General features: G+C 63.7%; 17 protein-coding genes. 6 read left to right on the top strand and 11 right to left on the bottom strand.

What is annotated here, in order from left to right; genetic code table 11:
- Positions 1-144: 144 nt before the first annotated feature.
- From ACVWYQ_RS04370 to ACVWYQ_RS04360, 3 genes are read left to right on the top strand one after another with little or no spacing between them, the layout of a single operon-like run.
- Complete coding sequence (locus tag ACVWYQ_RS04370) at positions 145-792, top strand: CoA transferase subunit A (RefSeq protein ID WP_035999395.1); 648 nt, start codon at positions 145-147, stop codon at positions 790-792.
- A gap of 4 nt (positions 793-796) precedes the next feature.
- Positions 797-1,447: a 3-oxoacid CoA-transferase subunit B gene (locus tag ACVWYQ_RS04365; RefSeq protein ID WP_036039471.1), complete on the top strand. Its 651-nt coding sequence runs from the start codon at positions 797-799 to the stop codon at positions 1,445-1,447.
- A 12-nt stretch (positions 1,448-1,459) separates the two neighbouring features.
- Positions 1,460-1,918 carry a MaoC family dehydratase gene (locus ACVWYQ_RS04360; protein WP_036028008.1) on the top strand — a complete coding sequence of 153 codons (459 nt, stop codon included), beginning with the start codon at positions 1,460-1,462 and terminating at the stop codon, positions 1,916-1,918.
- A gap of 197 nt (positions 1,919-2,115) precedes the next feature.
- On the opposite strand, the gene ACVWYQ_RS04355 is transcribed toward ACVWYQ_RS04360, so the two are convergent.
- Together ACVWYQ_RS04355 and ACVWYQ_RS04350 are read right to left on the bottom strand one after the other, a co-directional pair.
- Entirely contained in the window at positions 2,116-3,000 is an 885-nt protein-coding gene (locus ACVWYQ_RS04355; RefSeq protein WP_271542182.1) for an alpha/beta fold hydrolase, read from the bottom strand.
- A gap of 9 nt (positions 3,001-3,009) precedes the next feature.
- On the bottom strand, positions 3,010-5,517 hold the full coding sequence (locus ACVWYQ_RS04350; protein WP_157284361.1) for an alpha/beta hydrolase: 2,508 nt from the start codon (positions 5,515-5,517) through the stop codon (positions 3,010-3,012).
- 132 nt (positions 5,518-5,649) lie between these two features.
- Here ACVWYQ_RS04350 and ACVWYQ_RS04345 point away from each other — a divergent pair, with 132 nt between their 5' ends.
- Together ACVWYQ_RS04345 and ACVWYQ_RS04340 are read left to right on the top strand one after the other, a co-directional pair.
- A complete protein-coding gene (locus ACVWYQ_RS04345; RefSeq protein ID WP_271542180.1) occupies positions 5,650-6,576 on the top strand; it encodes an alpha/beta fold hydrolase in 927 nt (308 codons plus the stop codon).
- Positions 6,573-7,172, top strand: coding sequence for a hypothetical protein (locus tag ACVWYQ_RS04340; RefSeq protein WP_157284357.1), 600 nt, complete (start codon positions 6,573-6,575; stop codon positions 7,170-7,172). The genes ACVWYQ_RS04345 and ACVWYQ_RS04340 overlap by 4 nt, the downstream gene beginning before the upstream one ends.
- Before the next feature lie 19 nt (positions 7,173-7,191).
- Here ACVWYQ_RS04340 and fabI read toward each other — a convergent pair whose 3' ends face one another.
- Genes fabI through ACVWYQ_RS04320 form a run of 4 tightly spaced genes read right to left on the bottom strand, consistent with a single transcriptional unit; the run spans position 7,192 to position 12,409 of the window.
- Positions 7,192-7,980: an enoyl-ACP reductase FabI gene (fabI, locus tag ACVWYQ_RS04335; protein ID WP_025035483.1), complete on the bottom strand. Its 789-nt coding sequence runs from the start codon at positions 7,978-7,980 to the stop codon at positions 7,192-7,194.
- Between the two features lie 9 nt (positions 7,981-7,989).
- Positions 7,990-9,183 (bottom strand): acetate/propionate family kinase, encoded by a 1,194-nt coding sequence (locus ACVWYQ_RS04330; protein WP_271542179.1) that lies wholly within the window; start codon positions 9,181-9,183, stop codon positions 7,990-7,992.
- A gap of 5 nt (positions 9,184-9,188) precedes the next feature.
- The gene (locus tag ACVWYQ_RS04325; protein ID WP_157284353.1) at positions 9,189-10,151 is read right to left on the bottom strand and encodes a phosphate acetyltransferase; all 963 of its coding nucleotides are present in this window, start codon (positions 10,149-10,151) and stop codon (positions 9,189-9,191) included.
- 29 nt (positions 10,152-10,180) lie between these two features.
- A complete protein-coding gene (locus tag ACVWYQ_RS04320) occupies positions 10,181-12,409 on the bottom strand; it encodes a DUF3141 domain-containing protein (RefSeq protein ID WP_271542178.1) in 2,229 nt (742 codons plus the stop codon).
- A gap of 154 nt (positions 12,410-12,563) precedes the next feature.
- Between ACVWYQ_RS04320 and ACVWYQ_RS04315 the strand changes: the two genes are divergently transcribed.
- Positions 12,564-13,082, top strand: coding sequence for a GNAT family N-acetyltransferase (locus ACVWYQ_RS04315; RefSeq protein WP_333919458.1), 519 nt, complete (start codon positions 12,564-12,566; stop codon positions 13,080-13,082).
- Positions 13,083-13,102: 20 nt separating this feature from the next.
- Here ACVWYQ_RS04315 and ACVWYQ_RS04310 read toward each other — a convergent pair whose 3' ends face one another.
- The 5 genes from ACVWYQ_RS04310 to ACVWYQ_RS04290 form a co-directional block, all read right to left on the bottom strand.
- Positions 13,103-13,561 (bottom strand): hypothetical protein, encoded by a 459-nt coding sequence (locus ACVWYQ_RS04310; RefSeq protein ID WP_271542176.1) that lies wholly within the window; start codon positions 13,559-13,561, stop codon positions 13,103-13,105.
- Complete coding sequence (locus ACVWYQ_RS04305) at positions 13,545-14,462, bottom strand: DUF2950 domain-containing protein (RefSeq protein WP_271542175.1); 918 nt, start codon at positions 14,460-14,462, stop codon at positions 13,545-13,547. Before ACVWYQ_RS04305 ends, ACVWYQ_RS04310 begins: the two co-directional genes overlap by 17 nt.
- A complete protein-coding gene (locus ACVWYQ_RS04300; protein ID WP_271542174.1) occupies positions 14,459-16,141 on the bottom strand; it encodes a DUF3300 domain-containing protein in 1,683 nt (560 codons plus the stop codon). The genes ACVWYQ_RS04305 and ACVWYQ_RS04300 overlap by 4 nt, the downstream gene beginning before the upstream one ends.
- 112 nt (positions 16,142-16,253) lie before the next feature.
- Entirely contained in the window at positions 16,254-17,234 is a 981-nt protein-coding gene (locus tag ACVWYQ_RS04295) for an ABC transporter substrate-binding protein (RefSeq protein WP_456725463.1), read from the bottom strand.
- Positions 17,235-17,326: 92 nt separating this feature from the next.
- Positions 17,327-19,219: a sensor histidine kinase gene (locus ACVWYQ_RS04290; RefSeq protein ID WP_271542172.1), complete on the bottom strand. Its 1,893-nt coding sequence runs from the start codon at positions 19,217-19,219 to the stop codon at positions 17,327-17,329.
- Between the last annotated feature and the right edge of the window lie 112 nt (positions 19,220-19,331).

Raw genomic sequence — 19,331 nt, 5'->3', positions numbered from 1 at the left:
CATTACGGAAACGTCGGTTTCTCGCTGACGGCGCGCAATGATCCAGAGGCCTTTGACCCATATCAAGGGAGCCCGTCGCCCGCCCGCCAACATCCGCACATCACCGCCCTTCAGCCCATCGTCGGCCGACCGGGAGTTTCGATCATGAAGGCTGTTTCCGTCGAAGAAGCCGTCGCAATGATCCCGGCAGGCGCGAGCGTCATGGTTGGCGGATTCATGGGAGTTGGAACGCCGGAGCGGCTGCTCGACGAAGTCGTGCGTCAGAGGAAGACGGGTCTGACCTTGATCTCGAATGACGCGGCCACGCCCGGCAAGGGCGTCGGCAAGCTCTTCGATCAAGCGCTGGTGTCGAAGCTGACGGCGACGCATATCGGCCTCAATCCGAAGGCGCAGCAGCAGATGCTGGCGAACCAGATCGCGGTCGATCTCGTGCCGCAAGGCACCTTCGTCGAACGCATCCGCGCCGGCGGATGCGGTCTCGGCGGGGTGCTGACGCCGACCGGGGTCGGAACGCTGGTGGCCGAAGGCAAGCGCCAGATCGAAGTCGATGGCAAGCCGTTCCTGCTGGAGACGGCGCTGCGGGCGCAATTCGCATTGGTGCACGCCTTCCTCGCCGACTACCTCGGCAACCTCGCCTACGCCCTCACCTCGCGCAATTTCAACCCGGTCATGGCGATGGCGGCCGACACCGTCATCGTGACGGCGGAGCATATCGTCCCCGTCGGCGTGATCGCGCCCGACCACGTCGTCACCCCCGCGCCGCTCGTCGACTATCTCATCACCAACGGGTGACATCATGGATCCCCAGATCATCATCGCCCGGCGTGTCGCCAAGGAGCTGAGGAGCGGCAACCTCGTCAATCTCGGCATCGGCATTCCGACCCTGGTCGCCAATTACGTGCCGTCGGACCTGAAGGTGTTCTTCCAGTCCGAGAACGGGTTGATCGGCACCGGGCCGATTCCCGAGCAGGGGATGGCGCATCCGACGCTCACCGATGCCGGCGGGCGCCCGATCAGCGCGCTGCCGGGCGCCTCCACCTTCGACAGCGCGATGTCATTCGGCCTGATCCGCGGCGGCCACGTCGATGTCACCGTGCTCGGTGGTCTCCAGGTCGATGCGCATGGCCATCTCGCGAACTGGATGATCCCGGGCAAGATGGTCCCGGGCATGGGCGGCGCAATGGACCTCGTCACGGGCGCCAAGCGTGTGATCGTCGCCATGCAGCACGCGGCCAAGGGCAAGTCGAAGATCGTGGTGAAATGCTCGCTGCCGCTGACCTCGGCACGCCCTGTCAACCTTGTCGTGACCGACATGGCCGTGATCGGTTTTCCCGACGGCAAGGCGACGTTGCTGGAAACAGCACCCGGCATGAGCGTCGGCGAGGTCATGGCCCTGACGGAGGCCGAGCTCGCCATTCCCGACAATGTTCCGGAAATGAAGCTCTGAACAGGTCAACCCATGCGAATATTCAGCGACTTCAACGAGATCAAATCCGCAATCGGCACCGAGATCGGCGCCAGCGACTGGATCGAGATCACGCAGGACCGCATCAACCAGTTCGCCGAGGCGACCTGCGACGAGCAGTGGATCCATGTCGACCAGGAGCGCGCCAAGCAGGAGATGCCGGGCGGCAAGACTATCGCCCATGGCCTGCTCTCGCTTGCCCTTGCCCCGCTGTTCATCCGCTCGGTCATCGGCCTGAAGGGGCTGCGCAACACGCTCAATTACGGTGCGGACCGGATCCGATATCTTGCGCCGGTACCGGCGGGCTCGAAGCTGCGCGGCCGGGTCACGATCGCGGAAGCGGAGGACGTGCCGCCGGACGGGCTGCGCGTCAACTACCACCTCGTGATCGAGATCGAGGGAGGCAAGAAGCCGGCCTGCGTGGCCGAATTGATCGCGCTTCACTATCGCTGAATCAAAGAGTCGAAGAACAACCCCATGCACAGTAGCCATGGGGCTGATCTGATTGATGTTTCCTGTTCGCCCGGAACCGGTTGCCCCGTCGGGCAAAACACTGGCAATATGTCACCATCGATCATGGGTCCCGGACTGCTCAGCGCGTCAATTCGACGATGTGGTGGCCGCCGTCGACGTCGAGGCCCCGCCGGGGATCAGCTTGGCGCCATGGATGGTGACGCGGCACGTCCTCCGAACCAGGCGCCGAAATAGCCAGCATAAAGTGCCGGCGATTCGAGGTTCATCGAATGCCCTACGCCTGGCACGATGACCAGCCGGCAATCCGGCATCGCTACGACCATGGCCCGGAGATCGGCCGGCGCGATCCAACCGTCCCGCTCGCCCCACAACACGAGGTGCGGATGCCAGATCCCGGACATGCGGCGCTCCAGCTCACGGCTCTCCCTCTCCCGCGTCAGGTTCACCGGCGTGCCGATCCAGATCCCCTCCGATACGCCGAAGGTCTGCTCGACGATCCGGTCGAACAGCGTCTGGATCTCTCCCAGCCCCTCGCGAAAGCGCGGGACCATGTTCGGCCCCATGCTCTCCGGGACGAACAGCGAAGAAGCGGCCGTAGCCATCACGGACCGCGTCAGCTCCTTGCTCGACATCATGGCCCTGAATAATCCGATCTGATCGGCATCGAAGGCCATGCCGAGCGGCGTTACCGGATCGAGCGCGAACACACGGCCGAAGCGCTGCGGCTGCTCGAGCAGCATTCTGGCGGCGATGATGCCGCCAGTGGAATGTGTCGCGAGATGGCAATAGCCGATCTCGAGCGTATCGAGCGCCGCCAGCATGTCCTCGGCGTGCTGCCGCATGGAGTAGTTGGAATAGTCGGCCGACGGCTTCGGCCGGTCGCTGTCGCCGCAGCCGCGCCAATCGATTGCAACCACACGGAGCCCGATCGGAAACAATGGCGCGGCGAGCTCGATCCAGTCCTTGCTGGCGAGGTTTCCGTGGATGAAGACGACGGTGACGTCGCCTCCTCCCCACTCCCGCCAGCCGAGTCGGAGTTCGCCCGCCTGCACCCTTGGCATCGCCGGGCCCTACTTGTTGAGGCCAGCCGTCGGCGCCGCTCCGGGCGGTGTCGGCGCCACTGGCAAGGCAGAGACGACGGCGCCCTTGATCATGCGATCGGTTCCGAGCGGCGATGATGTGTCCACCTCCCCGTTGGTCACGAAATCCACGACATCGGCAGCGTATTCCACTGGATTGTCGGTGTGGATGAAGTGTCCGGTCTCCGGATAGATCTTGAGCATCGGCCGGTTGCCGGCATTGGTCATGCGCGTCATGAACGGCGTGATGACGTCGCGGCCGAGGTCCGTCAGGCCGTTGAACGCAGGCGTCGGAATGAACGGCTCCTTGTCGCCGAACGCCAGGAAGATCGGCGCTTTGATCTGGGTGACCCGCTCATAGAGGTTCTTCGGGTCATCCTGCTGGAGCTCAGCACCGATCGTGTAGATGTCGAAGATGAAGACGTTGCACCACTGATCGAGCTCCTTCGGGTTGCCCTTGGTAAGCCCGGCGCGCTGCTCGGTATGGAAACGGGCATATTCGCTGTCGTTGAAGAAGTATCCGCTCTTCGCAGCCGATACCACGCCGGTGTCCGGATCACGTTTCTTGAAGTAGAAGAAGTCGCGGACGTTCTGCTCGCTCCGCGCCTTTTCCGCAGCGAGAATACCGGTCTGGTCCCAGACCTGCTTCCACTTGTCGAAGTCTCGGCCGAGGCCGTCGGCGAAGAGAGGCGCCTTCTTGTCCTTGGCAATAGTGATCTCGCGCGGATATTCCTCGAGGCCGGACGGCGCCTCCAAGGCGAGGCCCTGCACCGCATCAGGCCAGGTCAGGGCGTAGCCCACGACGAACTGGCCGCCGAGCGAGTGGCCGAGATAATACGCCTTCTTGACTCCGAGCTGGTTGACCACGAGGTCGTAGATCACCTCGCGCATGTCCTGCATGGTGCGAGCGGGGTTCTTGTCGAGATTCCCGGGTCCCGACATGCCGTAATGCGGTAGGTCCGGCACGATCACGCGCAGGCCGCTGCGCAGCGCATACTGCATGATGTTGCCGTAATGGCCGCCGAACGCGCCCTTGCCGTGGATGATGACGAGCACCTTCGGATCCTTGTCGGTGCCGGCATACTCGTCCATGTAGCCGATTTCCCAGGAGTTGCCGCTCTTGTCCTTGGCGCTGCCGAATTTGACCGGATAGGGATAGGTCACGTGGGCCTTCCAGAACGACTTCTTGGGATCGATCGTCTGGGCGACGTCGGGCACGCGATAGTTCTTGTCGACAAATTTCTGGGCGCGATCGAGGGCCGCCACATCATCCATGAAGGTGACGAACTTCGGATCGTTCTTGCGCTGATTGATGATCGGGAACACGCCGTAATGCGCGACCGGGCTCTCCTGTGCGATGAGATCAGCGCCGGGCACGCGATCAACGGCCTTCTGCGCCAGCTTGAAGTTGAGCCAGAGATCGTTGGTGATGTGCATCACCAGCGTGCGAGCCTGAATGCGACCGAGATAGGGATTGACGTTATGGGTCTCGCCGACCCGATTGCGCCAGACGAGGTCGACGGCGTCGTAGAGCTTGGCGCGATTGGTGACGTTGAGGCCGGCCTTCTCGTTCGGCGGATCCCAATAGAAAATCTCGGGCTGTACCGCCGCCCAGTTCTGGGTCGTGCGGAAGGAAAAGTCATAACCCGTCATGCCGAGGATCGACCAGCCGAAGGCCACGCCCGGCACCGGATGCTTTTCCTTCGGGAGCTTGTAATAATCGCCCTCGGTCGCCTGCCAGACCGGATCGCCCTGGATCGCGGCCGTCATCATCTGGAAGGTCCAGTTGCCGACAGGGTCGTCGCCATCCGATTGCGTGGTGCCGCCAATCGGCATCAGGGCGCTGACATATTCCGGATGCATCACGCCCCAGACGTAGGTCTGCGTGCCCCCCATGGAGACGCCGGTCACCAGTGCGACGCGCGCGACCTTCAGCTCGTCACGCAGCAGGCGATAGTTCGCCTGCACCATGTCGTAGTAGCTGTATTGCGGAAACTTGATGCCCAGGCCGTCGGACGGCTTGCTCGCGCCCCAAGTGCCGAGCGGATCGACCATGATGACATAGTAACGATCCGTGTCGATCGGCCGGCCCGGACCAATGATGGGTACGCCACCCGACAACGCCGCACCCTTCACCCACTGTTCGTACATGTCGGTGGAATCGCCGGAATAATAGGAGTTGATCACGATGGCATTGGTGATCTCGCCGGCCGCATTGCGCCTTGCGTTGCCGACAGCAATGTATGCCGTGCGCAGCTTGCCGGCCCCGAGCGATTCCAGCGTGACGCCGCCCTCGCCGCCGTTCTCCCATTTGGAGGGATCGGACAGGTCGTACTTGCCGCCCAGGCGGAAGTTGGCGATCTCGTAGGTCTTCTTCAGCCCGTCATGCTGCACTTGCGACGAGCGGCGCGTGAACGGCTGTGCGGTTGCGATCGCCGTTCCGAGCAGCAGCACGATCAGGCTCAACAGGCAACGCTTCAACGCATCTCGTCCGGCCATGATGCGATCCTCCCTGGAAGATTTTCCTGAAACGCTAGGCAGGGCGGCCGCGGAAGGTTTGATCTAGCTCAATGGAATCCGCTCGGAGGAATCGAGGATCGCGGGCATCAAAACACCGGCAGTACCCTCGCGATGCCTTTCCTAAGCCACGGCTCATATCGGATCCGCTATGAGCTCGACGGTCCGGCGGGCGCACCGGCCTATGTTCTCGTGAACGGGCTGACGCAATATTCCGAGCTGTGGAGCGCCTATCGCGAGGCCCTATCGGCGCGAGGCTTTCGCGTTGCGACCTTCGATCTGCTCGGCCAGGGCGCCTCCGACAAGCCGAGACTCTTCATCAGCCAGGACGACCAGGTCGCTGCTTTGCGCCTCCTGATCGACGAACTCGGGGACGGTCCAGTCTTTCTGAGCGGGATCAGCTTTGGCGGCCTGATCGCGCTGCGATATGCGATCGAGCACGGCAAGCGATTGGCCGGGCTCGTGCCGATGAGCTGCTTTGCGGACCTGTCGCCGCAACTCTTGCTGCTTGGCAATGCGCTGCGGACCGGGCTGATCCTCGGCGGCACAAGTTACCTCCAGGACCTGCTGTTACCCATGAACCTTTCCGACCAATGGCTGAAGCCACTGCTGGACAAGCTCGATAGCGTGAAGCGGCAAGGTTGGCTGGTCAACGACGTCTACGCGCTGCAGAACCTGATGGAATCCTTTCTCGACTTCCGGCCGCTCACGCCGCACCTGTCCAAGATCGCCGTTCCAACCATGATTCTCAACGGCGAGTTCGACTTTCTCACGCCGCGGGGTCTCCACGAAACATTGCGCGCTGAGATTCAGAATAGCTCATTGGTGATCATCCCCAGGGCCTATCACGCCTTCACGCTGGAGAAAGGGACACTGACCGCCGATCTGCTGGCGCGCTTTGCCGAAGACGTGCTGGCCGGCCGCTGGCAGGGCAATCAAGCGGTCTGGGTGGCGCCGGACCAGCCCGGCGGCGAGCTCACGCCGTTTCCTGCCGGCTACGATCATCTGCGTGCCATCCCGGTCAAGCGAGCGCTGCCATGACCGGCTTCCTCGGTCCCGTCGCGCCGGACGGTCGCATTCCACCGTACCAGCAGACGAAGGTCGCAGCATTCCTGATTTCGGCGCACGGCGCCCTGGCTCGGCAATTCGCTTTCATGCTGCCCGCGAGGCTCGACGCGGCATGGCAGACCGAATTGAATGCTCAATTTTATCGCGAGACCGAGATCGTCTCGCTGCTGCTGCGCGCCACGTCCTGGGTGTTGGATCCTTCCCTGGGTTACATGCTTGCCTCCTGGGAGTCCGCCTGGCTGCCTGCACCGGTCGAAGGGATCGCAGACCCTCGCCTTGCCCAAATGATTCACCTCGCAGCGCTTGCCCACGCCGTGCATGCCGGCATACGGCCGGCTGCGCTCCTACCGCTCGAGGTCAATGCGCAGGATCCTTTTGTTATGGCGCTGCACCGGATCGAATTCGAGAGCGGCCGGCTGTTGCAGGCGCAGATTCTGTTTCTGAAGAGCACAGACCTTGCGCCGCATCGCGACGCGGTCAGTGCGGCGCTCGCGCAGCGTCACGCCGGAGTCCGCAAGCTCTGGCGCGAATTACTCGAGAGCATCGGCATCGGCGCACCGCCGGCATGACCACGCGCGCTTGCGCCGGTCAATCGATGATGTGATAGCCGCCGTCGATGTAGAGCACGCCACCGGTGATCAGCTTGGCGCCGTCGAGCGCCAGGAACGCGGTGGCATTGCCGACATCGTCGATGCTGACGAGGCTGCGCGAGGGCGCCTTGGATTGTGCCTTGTCCATCAGCTCGTCGAACTCCGGAATGCCCGAGGCCGCGCGGGTCGCGAGCGGCCCTGGCGAGATCGCGTGCACGCGGATGCCCTTCGGACCGAGCTCGGCAGCGGCATAGCGGACCGCGGCTTCGAGCGCCGCCTTGGCGACGCCCATGATGTTGTAGTTCTCCACCACCATCTGGCTGCCGTAATAAGTCATGGTGAACATCGTGCCGCCGTTCTTCATCAGGGGTTCGGCAAGATGCGCCATCCGCAGGAACGACCAGCAGGAGACGTCCATGGTCTTCAGAAAGCCGTCGCGGCCGACGTCGACGACGCGGCCGTGCAATGCTTCCTTCGGCGAAAAGGCGATGGAATGAAGCAGGAAATCGAGCTGCCCCCACTCCGACTTGATCCGCTCGAACACCGCTTCAGTCTGGCCTTCGACCATGACGTCGAGCGGCAGGAAGATCGGCGCTTCCAGGGCCTGCGCCAACGGCTCGACGTGCTTCTTGGCGCGGTCGTTCAGATAGGTGACGGCGAGATCGGCGCCGAGCGCGCGAAACGCCCTGGCGCAGCCCCAGGCGATCGACTGGTCGTTGGCGATGCCGACGACGAGGCCCTTCTTCCCCTTTAGTGCGACCTTGCTGTCCGGAAATACTGGAATCATGACACCCTCTCATGTCTGGGGTTGACCGTTCATCAACAGCGTCAGCGTGTGCTGCGCAATCATGAGCTCCTCGTCGGTCGGGACGACGTAGACCGGAATGAGACTCGCCTTTGCCGATATCAGCCGCGAATGGCGCGTGTTCTCGGCCGGGTCGAGTGTCACGCCAAGCCAGCCGAGCTGCTCCGCCACACGCGCGCGGATGCCGCTCGAGTTCTCGCCGATGCCGGCGGTGAAGACGAAGGCATCGATACCCTGCAGCGCCGCCGCCAGCATGCCGGCGTTGAGGCCGATGCGATAGACGAAATAGTCCACCGCCAGTTTCGCTTGCGGATCAAGGCTCGCCTCCAGCTCGCGCATGTCGTTGCTGAGCCCGGAAAGCCCCTTCAATCCGCAATCGCGATAGAGGAAATCCTGCACCTTCGATGGCGTCATCCCCTTCTCGGACAATAGATACAGCACGACCCCGGGATCGAGCTGGCCCGGGCGCGTGCCCATCGGCAGCCCATCGAGCGCGGTAAATCCCATCGTGCTCTCGACGCTCAACCCATTTTTCATCGCACACATCGACGCACCACTGCCGAGATGCGCGACAATCACCCGGCGCTTTGCGATGTCTGGCGCGATCTGCGGCAGGGCCCTGGAGATGTATTCATAGGAGAGCCCGTGAAAGCCGTAGCGTCGCACACCTTCGGTGTGAAGCTGGTAAGGGATGGCGTAATGATCGGCCAGCGGACCGTGCGTGCGGTGAAACGCGGTGTCGAAGCAAGCGACCTGGGGTATCGTCGGGAAATTGGCGAGGATCGAGCGGATCGGCGCCAGATTGTGCGGCTGATGTAGCGGCGCCAACGTGACGAAGCGTTCCAGCCGTGCCACCACGCCATGATCGACGACGATTGGCCGCTCATAATCCGGCCCGCCATGGACGACGCGATGCCCGACCGCCAACGGATGGATGCGCGCCTCGTTCCGCAGCCATTCCCCCGCGACTTGCATCGCCGCCGGCACGTCCGGAATGGTCTCGATCGGATAGGCCCGGTCGGCCATGGGATCATTGCCTGCCCTGCTCGCCCGCAAGCGCGGACGGCTGCCGATGCCGTCCACCTGCCCCTTGATCAGGCGGCGCAGAACGCCCTCACCCTCGACCGCAAAGACCTGGAACTTGACGCTCGAGGAGCCGGCGTTGACGACGAGGATGCTGTCCATGGCGGTCACGCCGCGACTGTCGGCGCCTTCTGGCGCCGCGCGTGAGCATAAAGTGCAGCAACTGCGCAGGACGCCATCCGTGCTCTTGGGCTGTCCGCACGCGAGGTCAGGACGACGGGGACGCGCGCGCCGAGCACAATGCCGGCGCCGTCGGCCTTGGCGAAATAGGCGAGGTTCTTGGCCAACATGTTGCCCGCTTCGAGGTCGGGCACGACCAGGATCTGAGCGCGGCCGGCCACCTCGGACTTGATGCCCTTGATCCGCGCGGATTCGAGGTCGATCGCGTTGTCGAACGCCAGCGGCCCGTCGAGCACGCCGCCCGTGATCTGGCCGCGATCCGCCATCTTGCAGAGCGCCGCGGCCTCGATCGTGGACGGAATTTTCGAGGTGACCGTTTCGACTGCGGAGAGGATGGCCACCCGCGGCAACTTGCCGAAGCCCGCCTGATTGTAGAGGTCGATCGCGTTCTGAATGATGTCCCGCTTGGCGTCCAGATCTGGGAAGATGTTGATGGCGGCGTCAGTGACGAAGATCGTCTCGGCGTAGGCCGGCACATCCATGACGAAAACGTGGCTGATGCGCCGATCGGTGCGCAGCCCCCCGACCTTGGCCGTGACGGCCCGCATCAGCTCGTCGGTGTGCAGGCTGCCCTTCATGAGCAATTCGCCCTGCGCGGCATGGATCAATTCGACACCCTTCGCCGCGGCATCGTCGCTGTGCGCGGCATCCACGATCTCATAACCCGAGATGTCCAGGCCGAACGTGCCAGCCGTATCCCGGATCTTCCGCTCCGGTCCGACCAGGAGCGGCCGGATGATGCCGGCAGACGCGCTGTCGACAGCGCCGCGCAAGGATGTCTCATCGCAGGGATGCACCACGACGGTCGGCGTCGGCGGGATTGCCTTGGCAGCGGCGATCAGACGATCATACTTGCTGGGAGACTGCGTGGCCGTCGCATCTGCTGACATGATGTCGCTCCCGATCCTTGCAACTCGCGCTACGACGCCTTCGCCTTGGGATCGAAAGGGGCAACGTTCGACGCCCTTTCGGTACCTTCCGCGGAGTCGAGGCCAAACAGGCCAGCGATCTGCCGCAGCCGGTTTGCGCGCTCGCCGGTGACATCCGCACTGGCCGACAGCACCTGCTCGATCGCCTCGAATGCTGCGCGGCGAACGTTCATGTCGTCAGGCAGCAATTTCGGGATTGCAGCGAGCGCCCCTTCCCGGTCGAGCAGCAGCATGAAGAACTGCTCGCGTACCAGCATCTTGAACTCGGCAAGAGACATGCGTGCGCCGCCATGATCCCGGCGGACCCGGCGCAGAGCCTCGATGCTGCGTTCGTCCACCATCCCCCGTGCCGAGCCGACATAGAGCAAAGCGCGCAACGCCGCTTCACGGAGGCCGCCCTCACCGATCCGCGACTTCAGCTCGGCAATGCGCTTCTCGAGCATGGTGCGATGCTCGGCGGACATCTCACGCCGACGCGACGGCGTGGACGTCGGATCGATCCCGACCGCCGCCTGGAGCGCCGGGGATCCGTAGACGCTGAGGAACATCGCTTCGCTGAGCGCCTCCTGTGAATCGCGCCAGCTGTCGAGGGCGTGAACGACCTGCTTCGAGATCTGCTCCTGGAACGCCAGGAACGGATTGTCCGCAGCGACCGGCTTGCGCTTCTCGGCGGCCTTCTCGGCCAATGATTTCACCGTCGCCATGAAAGGATTCTGGCTGCTGAACAGCTCGTATTGCAGCCGCAGCGGATGCATGTTGTGAGCCCATTCGGCCATCTGTGGCGTCACCATGCGCTTGAGCCATGGCTGGACGAATTTTCGATAGGCCGCCAGGTTGATTTCCGAGATTCGTTTGGCGGTGGCAAAGCGTCGCTCGTCCTCAGGCGAATTGCCGCCCATGGCGCGGATGTCGTCGAGCGTCCGCGCTTCGCAGCGCATCACCCACTGGCCGACGACCAGATCCGAACTTGCGGTTTCCTCATCCTTCGCCTCGAAAGTCGCTTCATAGAGTCCGGGCGGCAGAACGTCGATGAGGTCGATGTTGCTGGAAAATTCCGCGTGCTCCTTCTTGGCAACGCCGCCCGAGACGAAGATGCCGAGATGGCCGATGTTCTGGTGCACGGTGTAGACGATGGTCTGGCCATAGGCCCTGATCTCATCGACATCGGCATAGCAATCGAGGATCCAATGCAGCGCCTGCTGCGGCGGCGTGATGTTGTCGCCCTCCGAGCAGAACACCACGATCGGGGATCTGATGTTGCGAAGGTCGACCTTCCGGCCATCGGACATTTCGATGTTGCCGGCCGCGAGGTTGTTGCCGACGAACAGCTCATCGACGATGAATTGGATCTCCTCGGCGTTCAGGTTGACGTGGCCGCCCCACCAACGCTCGAATTCGAGATAACGATCCGCCTCGGTGTCGACCTTGGAATAGACGTTGTATTGCTTGGTCCAGAGCGTATTCGACGGGTTCTGGTTCTCGAAGTTCTGCACCAGCCAAGCACCATCGAACTTGCCGGCGCCGAGATCGGAGGTCAGGGCCGTCAACCAGCTTCCGCCCAACAGCCCGCCCGAGTAGCGCATCGGATATTTTCCATGCACGCCGGCCCAATAGGCCAGCGGCGCGCCGGCGATGATCAGCGGGCCGAATAGCTCGGGACGTAGCGAGGCCAGGATCATGACGGCCCATCCGGCCTGGCAATTGCCTATCACGCAGGGCTTGCCGTCGGCATCCGGGTGAAGGCTCATGACCTTTTCGATGAAGATGGCTTCGGCACGCGCGATGCGCTCGATGGTCTGACCGGGCATCGGGTCCGGCAGGAAGCCGATGAAATAGCAGGGATGGCCTGCCTTCATCGCCACCCCGATCTCGCTGTCGGCCTTGAAGCCGCCGATGCCGGGGCCGTGGCCCGCACGCGGATCGACCACGACGAACGGCCGCCGGTTCATGTCGATCTCGACGTTGGCGGGCGGAACGATGCGCACCAGCGCGTAATTGACGGGTTCGGCGAGCTGGCGCCCGTCGATGATCAACTCCGCCGCATATTGCAGAACATGCGGGGCGGTTTGCGCGAGGTGCTCCCTGTACTGGTCCCCGCGCCGGCGCATGATATCCAGGAACAGGATACTGCGCTGTCCCGCATCGACGAGGTATTCGACTGCCGAGGCGACCAGCCCCGACATGGGACCGCCCGGAATTTGCATCTTGTGCATGGACATGTTCTCGACCTCTCCGTCGCCTTGGCCAATTGACGGCGCTGAGCGAGGACGAACGTTGATCTAGGTCAAGATGATCTGCACGCTTCGGAGGCGTCTATCCTGCATTATAGGGCAAGAGACCCGGCCGGGCGGTTTTGAAAGAGCGACATCGACAATGTCCCAAGCTGCAACTTACAGCGTGCAAACCGTGCTGAAGGACAGCACCCCGATCCAGGTCCGCGCGCTTCGCGCCAGCGACGAGGCGGACATGCTCGCCGCCGTCGCGCGTACAGGACCGCAGTCGCTGCAGAACCGGTTCTTCGTTTTGAAACGGCATTTCTCCGAGAAGGAGCGCGCCTTCTTCATGGACGTGGATTTCAGCAATCACGTCGCGCTGGCCGCTCTCGCCGAAGAACAGGGGCGATACACCATTGTCGGCGGCGGCCGGTATGTCGTCATCGAGCCCGGCCAGGCCGAGATGGCCTTCGTCGTGGTGGATGCCTGGCAAGGTCGCGGCGTGGGCTCGCTGTTGTTGAAGCATCTGACGGAGATTGCGCGCGCGCAAGGTCTACGAGAGCTCGTGGCCGAGGTTCTATCCGACAACGGAGCCATGCGAACCGTGTTCGCGAAGGCGGGCTTCAAGCCTGCGCGGAGTGACGATCCGAGAACCGTGCGCCTGTCGCTCTTGCTTTGATCGCGCGAGCGGCCTGAGCCTCACCTCAAAGCGATCGTGATCCGACTGATATTGGCCGCCAACTCGAGCCCCGCCTTCGGGCCTTGCAGCACCATCGTGACGCCCTTTTCGTTGCGGAGGTGCACACCGTTGGCGCCGCCGACCAGCGCAAAGCCGCCGCCGACGGAGCTGTAGTTGCCGGCGAAGTCACTGACCTCCCGGATGCCGGATGCCCAGCCGTCGAGGCGGCCGACAGTTGCACCGACCGTGATGCCCAAGCTCACGCCGCTGACCTTGAAGGGATAGGTCTTGCCCCGGTACGTCAACACGCCGCTGCCCACGCCACCGCCGGCCAGGACTCCCGCTTTGACGATCTTCACTCTGACCTGACCGGTGGCCTGCGCGAAGGACGGCGCCGCCGGCAGGGTCAGCCCGAGCGCGAGCAGGAGCAGCGCGATCAGGCGAAATGCGCGCACGCGCGGCTCAGGGTTTTGCGGCATCGACCTTCTTCCAGGTCTCGTCGGGATCGAACAATGTTGTGCGCTCGGCGATGAACGCCGTGCGCTTGCCGAGATCCTTCTGATAGACGACGCCGTCATGATTGACCAAGAAGGTCATCACGCCCGAATTGCCGTATTCCGCGGGCCAGGCGATCAGGGCGAAGCCGCCGATCATCTTGCCCTTGACGACGTAGTTGAGCGCACCACCGGGTGCGTCCCGCCCCTGCCCTTTGAGGATTCGGAAGTAATAGCCGTGATAAGGTGCAGGGCCTACATCGCCGCCGCGATAGCCCTCCTTCGAGGCTTCGGCCGCGAGCGCGCCGAGCGGACTCGGGTCGCTGTCGTCGCGCCAGAACAGGCCGTCCTTCTTGCCGGGCGAGGAGACGATGCGCTGCGCGTAGACGCCGACGCCTTCGCCGCGGTCCTTTTCCGCATATTCGTTTTGCGCGTCGACGAAGGCGAGCGCGGTCTGGATCGCGTCGAGCTCGTTGCGGCCGATGCGACGGCGCAGCACCTCGATGCGTCCCTCGTCGGTGTCAAACGCCCAGCCCGTCCTGGTGTTGACCAGCGGAATTGGAAACGGGAAGTCGTCCGGCCCGAGCATCAAGGTAGCAGTCTTGTTACCCTCCGCCTTGATGCCGTGCTTGGCGTCGTACATCGCAGTGAAGCGCGCCCGAATGTCGTTGTCGGCAACCTCGTCACCGGACGACACGATGTCCTCCGCATTCCTGCCGAGCACTTTCAAGATGTCTTTCGGGCCGCTCTTGACCGCGGCGGCAAGGGCAGACGCGGCCTCTTCCGGTGTCTTGTAGGATTCCTGCGCGAGAGAGGCCGATCCGAGCAGCGCGAGCACGAGGACGCCGGGCATCAGCGCACGGCTAAACGATCTCAGACCGGTCATGGCATCACCTCCGCAGGAATCTTCGCGCCGCCGGCGAGCCAGTCGCGATAGGTGCGGAACGTCAGGCCGAGTTTTTCGTAGTGGACGCGCAGATAGCCGTCGCTGCCGCGGGTCACGGCAGCGGGCATCGCCTGCTCGACCTCCTGCGCCATCACGCCGACATAGGCCTTATCGGTGCCGATATAGCTGAAGCGATAATAGCCAAGGCCGTTCGAGAGGTGTCCGAGCAGGACGATGTCATGCTTGAGCGCGATATCCGAGCGCCGGCCGCCGCCGCCACCGCCACGGAAGCCGCCTCCGCCGCCACGCATCGCCATTCCGCCACCGCCGCCGCGCCCGGCAAAGCTTGGTCCGCCGCCTCCACCGCGCGGCATGCTCGCCATGCTGGCGCGGCCGCGTGCGGATGCTGCGGCAGCCGAGCGGCCGGAGGAGACGTTCATGGCACCGCCACGATTGCCGCCGCCGCGATTGGCCGCACCGCCGCCGGCGCGGTTCGCAGCCTTGGCGCGATCGCCGCCACCCTTGGTCGCGCCCTTGGCACGATCACCGGCACCGGCACGATCGCCGCCGCCGGGCCGGTCGCGCGTCCCTGCGCTGGGGCGATCGCCCGCGCCCGGACGGTCGCCACGATTGCCGGCGCGATCACCTGCGCGATCCCCAGCGCGATCTCCTGGACCGCCGCGATCACCCGCACGATCTCCCGCCCGGTCCCCGGCACCCTGGTCGGGACGCAGCACCTGGTTGCCGTCGCGGCCGCGGAAATCCATCCGGTCCGACACGCCGGACTTCAGATTGTTGTTGCCGAAGCGCTGCTGAACATTGCTGTTGTTGTAGCGGACACCGCCGCGATGCGCCGGATTGTGCTGCCAGCCATTGCCGATGTTCGTGGTGCGATGGTTGACATAGACGTTGCGGTTACCCCAGTTGCAGCCGCCGCCCCAGTAATTGCCCCAGCGTCCGATCGCCCAGGCCGTGCCGAAGGCGATGCCGGCCGCAACCACGCCGGCGCCGATATAGGACGGGTAGCCCCAGTAATACGGCGGATACTCCGCATAGGGCCAGCTGCCGTAGACGGTCGCCGGGTCGTAATACGGCACGTACATCGCCGCGGGATCGGCCTGCTGGATGACGACGACCTGCTTGCCTTCCTGAGACTGGACGCTGACCTTCTGCTGCTTGGTGGTGACGAGCTTCTTGTTGTCATAGGCCTTGTTGCGCAGACGCTGGATCGCGTCCATCACGTCGGGCTGCTGCGCGAGGAACGCATCGCCGAGCTTCTTGGTCCAGTCGAGCTGATCGCTCATCATCACGAGGACATCGGCGGTGCTGGCCAGTGCCTTGACGCTGTCATCCCAGCCCTGCTTCTCCACTTCCGTCTTCAGCGCATCGCCCTTCAGGCCCTTGCGCTCCTTCAGCCAGCGGTCGGCCTGCACCACTTCCAGCGGATAGGTGGAGGCGGCCAGTACATTGGCGAGCAACTCGTCGGGATAAAGCGCGATCGGTGCGACGAGGGCCTCGAGCTGCTCGGGCTTCAAGAGCTCGGCCGTCGGCGCAGGCGGACTGGCAGGCTGCGCCTGCGTCGTCGGCGCTGCAGGTGTCGTTGTGATCTGCGCCGTCGCAGCGACCGAGGTCGACATCAAGAGCGCCAGCGCCATCAGGATCTTGCCGCAACGAAACATCACATCCTCCCTCGGACTTCAGTGCGGAAGGATCAAGCCGGGGCGCAGGCATTTGTTGATCGAGATCAACGAAACGGGTCATCGCGGCTGCTGCAGCGCAAAGATCGGATTATCATTCGATCAGCTCGGCATCCAGCAGAAGCCGGTTCGGCACCGTCAGGCCGAGGGCCGTGGCGGTCTTCATGTTGATGACGAGCTCAAACCTGGTGGCAAATTGCACCGGGAGAGTGCTGATATCGGCACCTCGCAGGAGGCGGTCGACATAGCCGGCGCCATCACGAAATTGCTGGGTGAGATCTGCACCATACGACATCAGTCCGCCATTCGACGCGTAGAAGCGGACTGCGAAGATGGCGAGCACGCGCCGCTGCGCCAGCAATGCAATGGCCATCGTGCTGTGGGTTCCGAAGAAGCCGCCATCCGGCAGCACGATGAGGCCGCCGCCTGTGCGCGCCGCCGTCTCGATCACTCCCGCGATCTCCGGACCGCTGCGAACGCTCGCACCGGCAATCTTGAGGCCGAGACGGCCTTCCATCTGGTGCGCCGCTTGAACATAGAACGGTCCGTAGGGTGCCGATTCCGGATTGAACAGCAGGGCCGCATGGCTCATTCCCGGCACCATGTCCTTCAAGAGGCCGAGCCACTTCCCGCTCATCGAATGCTCATAGAGCGAAAAGCCGGTCAGATTTCCGGCCGGCCGGGCCAGATTGGCGACAAGCCCCGTCCCTACCGGATCGGAAAGCCCCACGAAGACGATCGGAATGCGCTGCGTTGCATCGCGCAGCGCCCGTGTTGATCCCGTACTGGTCGAGAACAGCACGTCCGGCGCCGCGGCGACGAGCTCGAGCGCCTCCAACTTCTGGCGCGCCGGATCGGGGCCCGGCCAGCGCACCTCCAGGCGGTAGTTCTGGTTGGCGACCCAGCCTCGATCGGTGAGACCCTGCTGAAAGGCATCCACGCGCATTTGCGCCCCGGGATCACCAGCGACATTGCCCGTCAGCACGCCGACGGCGGGCATTCGGTCCTGGGCTTTCGCCAGGACCGGCAATGCAGCGGCAGCACCAACCAGCCTCATGAAGTCACGACGTCTCATACGCCTCACGCTCGCCCGTCGTACTTGTCATGCGACTGAGAGAGAACGGCTTCAGCGTCGTGATGTTTGATCAAGATCAAGATACCGCCCGCTCAGCGAGCGGTCGGAAGCCTGATCGTGAACAGCGCGCCGCCCGCAGGCTGGTTCGCCGCGGCGATTGTGCCGTGATGGGCCTCGACGATGGTTCTGGCGATCGCGAGGCCCATGCCCATGCCGTGCGGTTTGGTCGTGAAGAACGGATCAAACAGACTTGCGAGATCGGAGGCGGGTATTCCGGGCCCGGTGTCGGCGATCCTGATCTCGGCCTGATTGCCGGTGCTGAGCGTCGACACGCTGACCTCCCGCTTTCCGGCGTCCGCATCGGAAATCGCATCCATTGCGTTGATGATCAGGTTGAGAATGACCTGCTGAAGCTGGACCGGATCTCCCTTGACGTGAAGGCCGGCCAGGGCCGGCACATAGCTCAACGTGATCCGGCGCCCCTGAGCGAGGGCCTTCACGAGATCGATTGCTTCGCGCACCGTATCGTTGAGCTCGATGGTCTTGATCTCGAACGGGACCTTTTTCAGGATGCTGCGCAGCCTGCGGATCACCTCGCTCGCCCGTTGGTCGTCCCGTCTGATGTCGGCGAGGATCTGCTGGATCTCGACCAGATCCGGCTGGGCAGCCTTGAGCATGAGCTCTGCCGTTTCGGCATTGGTCAGGATCGATCCGAGTGGCTGGTTCAATTCATGCGCGATCGAGGTCGTCAGCTCGCCAACGGCCGAGTAGCGGTTGACGTGGGCGAGTTCCGTCAGCCGATGGCGCGATTCAACTTCGGCAACCTGGCGGCGGCGTCGCTCGTGCAGGAGCCCGCTGATGAGCCCGGCCTGGACCAGGAACACGGCCGCGATCATCAGCATCTGCCAGTGATAGCGCTGCCAGATGCTCGGCTCGCGAAACAGGATTGCGCTTCCCGGCGGCAGACGACTCTCGCTGATGCCCCAGCGCTGCAACTCCCGCCAATCGTAACGCGGCGCAGCGAAGGCGGTCGGCACATATGTGATGCTCGAAGGTTTCGCGCCGCCGAGGATACCGATCGCGGCGCTGACGGTCCGCGACGTCGTTTCCCGAACCAAGTGCATCGGTCCCCCGACTGCGCCCTCGCCGAAAAACGGCTCCTGGTAAGAAAAGATCGGGGCGTTCGCGACGGCATGCAGTTTGCGCAGGGCCCAGTCGTTCTCATAGACCACCCCGGCCGAATCGACGGACATCAGCCCCCAAAACAGCGCGGTGTGGGACGGCAGCTTTGACGAGCGCTTCAGGATCTCCTCGAAGGACAAATCCGAGTACCAGACGAGTTCGATCCGCTCCGCGAGAGGCTTCAGCTCCCGCTTCAGCTCCTCCGTCCAAAACCTCTCGAGTGGCGAGGCACCGATGACGATCGCAACCGATTTGGTATCAGGCAGAACCTGAAGAATGTTATCGAAGGCCGCGACGAAATCGTTGCGGACGGCCACGACGACATCGTTGTCGCCGAGATCGGCGCGATCGATTAGCCGATCCTCGACTGCAGATAGAATCAGTGGCGCATCGGGGAACAGCCTGGCGCGGTATTTCTGCGCGAACCGGGCTGCAGGCGCGCCGATGCTCACGACGATGTCGGGCGTCGCGCCGTGGTACAGCGAGTGCAGATACTCGACGAAGGGCGCCTCGGGACCAGGATTGTTGAAGCGCGCGGTGAGTAGCGCGTGCTCCTGGATATCGAGTGGCCAGGGCGATTGCCGCTCGAGCTCGGCCTTGATGTCACGCGCATAGTCGCTCCACGGCCGAAACTCCCGGCCGAAGGAATGCAGCAACAGCACGCGCTTGAGCTCGCCTCGCCGGGTCCGCTCGAGGGCACCGGCTTGCCCGGACGACAGGCACTCGGCCATGAGCAGGCCGAGACAGAGCAACGCGGCCGCGAGCCGCAGCTTCAGCCGGACGATGGACGCGCCCCCGCTCATGCTAGACACTCGCAGGTTACCGCAGCTGCTTGCCAGTCAATTCTAGCCCGGATCGCCCCATGCGGACAGTCCCGGACTGCAGCATGATCGTTTCTTGCGCCTGCTGGTGTGC

The sequence above is a fragment of the Bradyrhizobium sp. USDA 3397 genome (assembly GCF_054060965.1).
This window is presented reverse-complemented; position numbering and strand designations above follow the sequence as displayed.